3 protein-coding genes, 1 tRNA gene and 2 rRNA genes are annotated in these 5740 nt (G+C 63.9%); 1 reads left to right on the top strand and 5 read right to left on the bottom strand.

Annotation, left to right across the window (positions count from 1 at the left end; translation table 11 throughout):
• Both NI18_RS17670 and NI18_RS17665 read right to left on the bottom strand, forming a co-directional pair.
• The coding region (locus NI18_RS17670) for a DUF4880 domain-containing protein (RefSeq protein WP_037531845.1) at positions 1–220 on the bottom strand (220 nt) is incomplete at its 3' end.
• Positions 202–741, bottom strand: a complete 540-nt coding sequence (locus NI18_RS17665; protein ID WP_052149313.1) for a sigma-70 family RNA polymerase sigma factor — start codon at positions 739–741, stop codon at positions 202–204. The genes NI18_RS17665 and NI18_RS17670, both read right to left, overlap by 19 nt.
• A gap of 233 nt (positions 742–974) precedes the next feature.
• On the opposite strand from NI18_RS17665, the gene NI18_RS17660 reads away from it, so the two are divergent.
• Positions 975–3983, top strand: a complete 3009-nt coding sequence (locus tag NI18_RS17660) for a TonB-dependent receptor (protein WP_052149312.1) — start codon at positions 975–977, stop codon at positions 3981–3983.
• A gap of 263 nt (positions 3984–4246) precedes the next feature.
• On the opposite strand, the gene NI18_RS17655 is transcribed toward NI18_RS17660, so the two are convergent.
• The 3 genes from NI18_RS17655 to NI18_RS17645 form a co-directional block, all read right to left on the bottom strand.
• Positions 4247–4323, bottom strand: a tRNA-Met gene (locus tag NI18_RS17655).
• Between the two features lie 82 nt (positions 4324–4405).
• A 5S ribosomal RNA gene (gene rrf, locus NI18_RS17650) occupies positions 4406–4520 on the bottom strand.
• Positions 4521–4744: 224 nt separating this feature from the next.
• Positions 4745–5740: ribosomal RNA gene (locus tag NI18_RS17645) — 23S ribosomal RNA — on the bottom strand; the annotation flags it as partial.

Below are 5740 nucleotides of genomic sequence, written 5' to 3'. Positions count from 1 at the left end.
CCGGGACGCGTGCCGCGGTCCCGAGCGCCTCGACCAGCGCCTCCGATTGCCAGAGCGCCTGCATCTCGGCGAAGACCGCGCGGTGCCGCGGTGACGCTGCCATCCACGCATCGAAGTCCGGCCCCGCCGCGGCATCGAACGCCGGCTGGTTGAGCCGGTCGATCCACGCGGCGGCATCATCGGCGATCTGGCTCTCGCGGCTCATCGCCCGCGTCCGCATGCGATCGCCTCTCCCGGCATCGCCTTGTGAAGGTCTGCCAGGCCGCGGGTGATGTGTTTCTCGACTGCCTTCGGGCTCAACCCCAGATCCCTCGCTATCGCCGCGCAGCTTTGCCCCTGCAAACGGCGGCGGACAAGCACGTCGCGGCGCAGCGGCGGCATGGCGTCGAGTGCGTCCCGGAGGATCGCGACCGCCTCGCGGCCGACCAGCACCCGATCGGGCAGGGGCGCCTGGCTGACGGGCTCCTCCGCGCGTTCGGCGACATAGCGGCGGTCCCTGCGATGATGGTCGACCAGCAGGTTCGCGGCGATCCGAAAGCCCAGCGCATAGATGCTGACCAGCTTCTGCACGCGCCCCTGGTGCACCAGCCGCGACAGCGTCTCCTGCACGACGTCCTCGACGACATCGACACGGCTGGTGCGCGCGCGGACATAGCGGCTCAGCGTCGCCGCGATCGCGCGCCAGTCCTCGACCGCGGGCTCGCCCACGCGGGTGTCGATCTGGGGAAGCGTCGCTGGCATGGCTCGTCCGGGTTGTTGATCCCGGCGACCTAGGCCGCGTTTGTGACAATTTCGGAGAGGGTGCGACAAGGAGTTCGCGCTGACGCCGCCCGATCCCCCAAATTGCGCAGCACCACCGTCAGTATAAACACCGACCTGCAGGAGACTTCGCTGTCATATAACTGAAACCAAATACTTTGTCGGGTTTCCGGGCGCCTGCCCGTCTTGCCCTCGAACCATCTCGGGGGGAAATCATGTTTCATAGAATTCGTCTGGCGCGGCGTCTGCTTGCGTCCGTCGCACTGTCCGGCTTTGTCTGCGCGCCTGCGATCGCGCAGACCGCACCACCGGCACCACGCCAGTTCAGCTTCGACGTTCCCGCACAGGGTCTCGCCGACGCGCTCCTCGCCTTCTCGCGGCTGACCGGGCTGCAGCTCGCGACGTCGCCGTCGCTGCTGCAGGGCGCACGCAGCCAGCGCCTGCGCGGCCGGATGACCGCGGAACAGGCGCTCGCGCGGATCACCGCGGGCAGCGCGGTCGACGGCAGGATCGTCGGCGGCACGGTCACCGTCGCGCGGCACATGGGGCCTGTGACGACGGCATATGCGCCTGCCGCGTCCCCCGGCGGGACCGAAGCCCAGGGAATCGCGCAGGCCACGCAGCCTGACCCCCTCGCCGATGACGGTGCCGACATCGTCGTCCGGGGCTACCGCCAGAGCGTCGCCAAGGCGCAGCAGATCAAGAAGGCCGCAACCGGGTCGCAGGAGGTGATCCTGGCGCAGGACATCGCCGCGTTTCCCGACCAGAACCTCGCCGAGGCGCTTCAGCGCATCCCCGGCGTCGCAATCACCCGCGACAGCGGTGAGGGTCGCCAGATCTCGCTACGCGGCCTCGGCGCGGATTTCACCCGCACGCAGCTGAACGGCATGGAGGTGCTCACCAATACCTCGTCGGGGCTGGACAGCCGTTCGTCGGTCAGCCGGTCGCGCGCGTTCGACTACAGCATCTTCGCGTCCGAGCTGTTCAACAAGGTCGTCGTCGAGAAATCCTATGCGGCGCAGCAGGACGAGGGCGGCATCGGCGGCACCGTCGGGCTGCACACCGCCAAGCCGTTCGACTATGACAGCCTCACCGTCGTCGCCTCCGCCCGCGGCCAGGCGAACCAATACACCAAGACGGTAACACCGCGCCTCGTCGGGCTGATATCCGATCGCTGGGGGGATTTCGGTGTCCTCGCCTCGGTCGCGTACAGCACGGCCGAGACCGTCGAGTTCGGCTATCGCAACTGGAACTGGTCGCAGATCAATTTCGGCGCGGCCAATGTCGGGCCCGCCGTCTCCGCGGCGGACCGCGCGCTCCTGGTGGGCGCGACGGGTGCCGCACGCGTCTGGAACAGCCGTGCGCAGACTTACGCCACGTTCTTCAACAAGCGCGAACGCCTCGGCGTCACCACCGCACTGCAATATCATCCCGACGACCGCACCGACGTCTCGCTCGACCTGCTCTATGGCCGGCTGAACAACGACCGGCGCTCGGGCGTGATCGGCGCCGCGGGGACCAACGGCGTCGCCGCGAACAACGTGACCGGCACGCAGCTGCTGACCGGCGTCACCTTCGACGATTTCAACGACATCGTCGGCGCGTCGTTCGACCGTGTCGACATGCGCACCGAATCCAAGGTGACGCATGACCAGACGACCTTCTGGCAGGCCGCGCTCAACGCGCATACCGATCTCGCCAGCAACCTGACGCTCAACGTCCTGGGCGGCTGGTCGCGATCGACCTTCGCATCGCGCTATGCCCAGGTCTATCTCGAGGCGGTCGGCAAGAGCTATTCCTTTTCGGGGCTGAACACCGCCTCGCCGCGGACCGACTATGGCTTCGACACCACCGACGCGTCGCAATGGGATTTGCAGGGCCTCGAGACCCGCGCCGACCGGATCGAGAGCGAATTCTACAACAGCAAGGCAGAGCTTGCCTGGACGGTCGCCACGGGGTCGACGATCAAGGCGGGCGCGGGGTTCAAGCGCTTCACCAATGGCGGCTGGCAGCGCAAGGTCGCGCCCAGCTACGAGAACAAGCCGGGCGTGCCCGACGTCCCGACCAGCGTCCTGACCGACAGCACGCTCGCCCCCTATGTGATCGGCGATGTCGCCGGCACCTATGCGCTGCTCGGCCAGAGTATGACCGTCGACGCGAACAGCACCGTCGCCGGCACCGCCTATGACCTGACCGAACGGACCTATGGCGCCTATCTGCAATATGACCTCGCCACCCGGCTCGGCGCGATCGGCCTGCGCGCCAATGTCGGCGTGCGCTATTACCATACCGATCTGGGATCCGCCGGAACCGCGCTGGTCGGCAGCGCGCTCGTCCCGGTCAACGTGACCAACCGCTATGACGGTTTCCTGCCCGCGGCGAACCTCGCCTTCGACCTCAGCCGGTCGGTCGTCTTCCGGCTGAGCGGCAATCGCAATCTGAGCCGCCCTGCGCTCAGCGACATGCGCGCGGCCGGGACGCTCAACCTCGCCTCGTTCGGCGGCACGATTGCGGCCGGCAACCCCAATCTGAAGCCGTTCATCGCCGATTCGATCGAGACGTCGCTCGAATATTATGACGGCACGCGCGGATCGCTCGCGATCGGCGCCTTCTACAAGCACATGGACTCGTACATCACGTCGGAGACGCGGCTCGTGTCCTACGCCTCGACCGGCTATCCGGCGGCGCTGCTGCCCGTCGGCGTCGACCCTGCGGTGCTGGTGAACTATACGCGCCCGATCAACGGCCCCGGCGCGTCGATCAAGGGGATCGAGGTCGCCGCGAAGCGCGACTTCGACTTCCTGCCCGCACCGTTCGACAAGCTCGGCATACTCGGCAACGTCACGGTCGCCAGCGGATCGACCGACGTCTTCTATGCGGGCGTGCCGGTCCGCCTGCCGCTGCCGACGCTGTCCAAATTCTCGTCGAACGCGACGCTCTATTACGACACCGATCGCTGGGGCGCGCGCGGCTCGATCGCGACACGCTCGCGCTATCGCTGGGGCGATGGCGGCAACGGCAATATCGGCGAGTATATCAAGGGCACCACGAACCTCGACGCCTCGGCCTATGTCAATCTGACGCCGCGGTTCAAGCTGACGCTCGACGTGATCAACATCACCGACGAGCCGATCGTCCAATATGCCGACGGTACCGCCAAGCGGGTGATGACCAATACCGTCAGCGGCCGGACCGTCGCGTTCGGCGGGACGATGCGCTTCTGAACGAGCACAGGGGCAGGTCGGTCACCGGCCTGCCCCTTCACCGTCTGGATCCGTCCACGGCCCCGAGGGCCTGTACTCGACCGATACCAGGAATAGCGTGCGCCCCGTGCAGCAACAGCCGCCTTGATGCCGAGCGGGCGCATCCGGGCCCATCTTACAGACACGCTAGGTTACGCGTCCTCGTCATGGGGTCAGGCGCGCAGTAAAAGAGGGCTAGAAACGACGACAGCCCCGAGCTTTCGCTTCGGGGCTGTCGTAGGATTTGGTTGCGGGGACAGGATTTGAACCTGTGACCTTCAGGTTATGAGCCTGACGAGCTACCGGGCTGCTCCACCCCGCGACGGTCCGGTTAGGGACGTAGAGATAGATGAGATTGTGAATGGGTTTAGATATCGTGTGATGCATGTCGCACGGGCTTCAATGCCTGGCGACGACCTACTCTTCCATCGCTTGAGCGATAGTACCATTGGCGCAGGCGGGTTTCACGGCCGAGTTCGGAATGGGATCGGGTGGGACACCGACGCTATAGCCACCAGGCAATGGAGCCGGTGCGACATGCGTCACTGTGATATCTGGGTCCCTCGAGCCTCGCCTTGCGGCGAGTGTTGAGGGTTTTAAAATCGATACCGTGCAAGGTTTGTAGTGTGTTCGACCAATCCCTCGACGGCGAGGGGATTGGCAATCTGGCGTCGTCTTAATCATCCGCACTATCGTCTGACGTGCTGGGCGAACCCAGTGTTGTCATTGATGGTGTGAGACTCTCAAGCGCGAATAGAGCAATTAGTATCGGTTAGCTCCATGCGTTACCGCACTTCTACATCCGATCTATCACGTCGTGGTCTCCGACGGCTCTATGAAATCTTATCTCGAGGGAGGCTTCCCGCTTAGATGCTTTCAGCGGTTATCCCGTCCATACATAGCTACCCAGCTGCGCTCTTGGCAGAACGACTGGTACACCAGAGGTATGTTCAACCCGGTCCTCTCGTACTAGGGTCAACTCCTCTCAAATTTTCGACGCCCACGGCAGATAGGGACCAAACTGTCTCGCGACGTTCTGAACCCAGCTCACGTACCACTTTAATTGGCGAACAGCCAAACCCTTGGGACCTGCTCCAGCCCCAGGATGTGATGAGCCGACATCGAGGTGCCAAACAACCCCGTCGATATGAGCTCTTGGGGGTTATCAGCCTGTTATCCCCGGCGTACCTTTTATCCGTTGAGCGATGGCCCTTCCACGAGGGACCACCGGATCACTATGACCGACTTTCGTCTCTGCTCGACTTGTCAGTCTCGCAGTCAGGCGGGCTTATGCCATTGCACTCTAACAGACGGTTTCCGACCGTCCTGAGCCCACCATTGCGCGCCTCCGTTACTCTTTAGGAGGCGACCGCCCCAGTCAAACTACCCGCCACAGAGGGTCCCTGTTCCGGCTTACGGAACGAGGTTAGACATCAGAAACAAACAGGGTGGTATTTCACCTATGGCTCCACATCAGCTGGCGCCGATGCTTCAAAGCCTCCCACCTATGCTACACAGTTTCTTCCTAATTGTCCCACTCTCGAAGCTGCAGTAAAGGTGCACGGGGATCGTTTCCGTCGTAACCTCCGGGTACATCCCGCATCTTCACGGAGAATTCAATTTCGCTGAGCATGTCCTGGAGACAGTGGGGGAAGTCGTTAGCGCCATTCGTGCAGGTCGGAACTTACCCGACAAGGCAATTTCGCTAACCTTAGGACCGTTATAGTTACGGCCTGCCG

Source organism: Sphingomonas sp. Ant20 (assembly GCF_000783375.1).
GTDB classification, from domain to species: Bacteria; Pseudomonadota; Alphaproteobacteria; order Sphingomonadales; family Sphingomonadaceae; genus Sphingomonas; species Sphingomonas aerolata.
Note: the sequence above shows the minus strand (reverse complement) of the source record. Positions and strands in the feature narration are given on the sequence as shown.

Coding starts and splice junctions, on each gene's coding strand:
- NI18_RS17665 (WP_052149313.1), bottom strand. CDS start 741: ATGCCAGCGACGCTTCCCCAGATCGACACCCGCGTGGGCGAGCCCGCG.
- NI18_RS17660 (WP_052149312.1), top strand. CDS start 975: ATGTTTCATAGAATTCGTCTGGCGCGGCGTCTGCTTGCGTCCGTCGCA.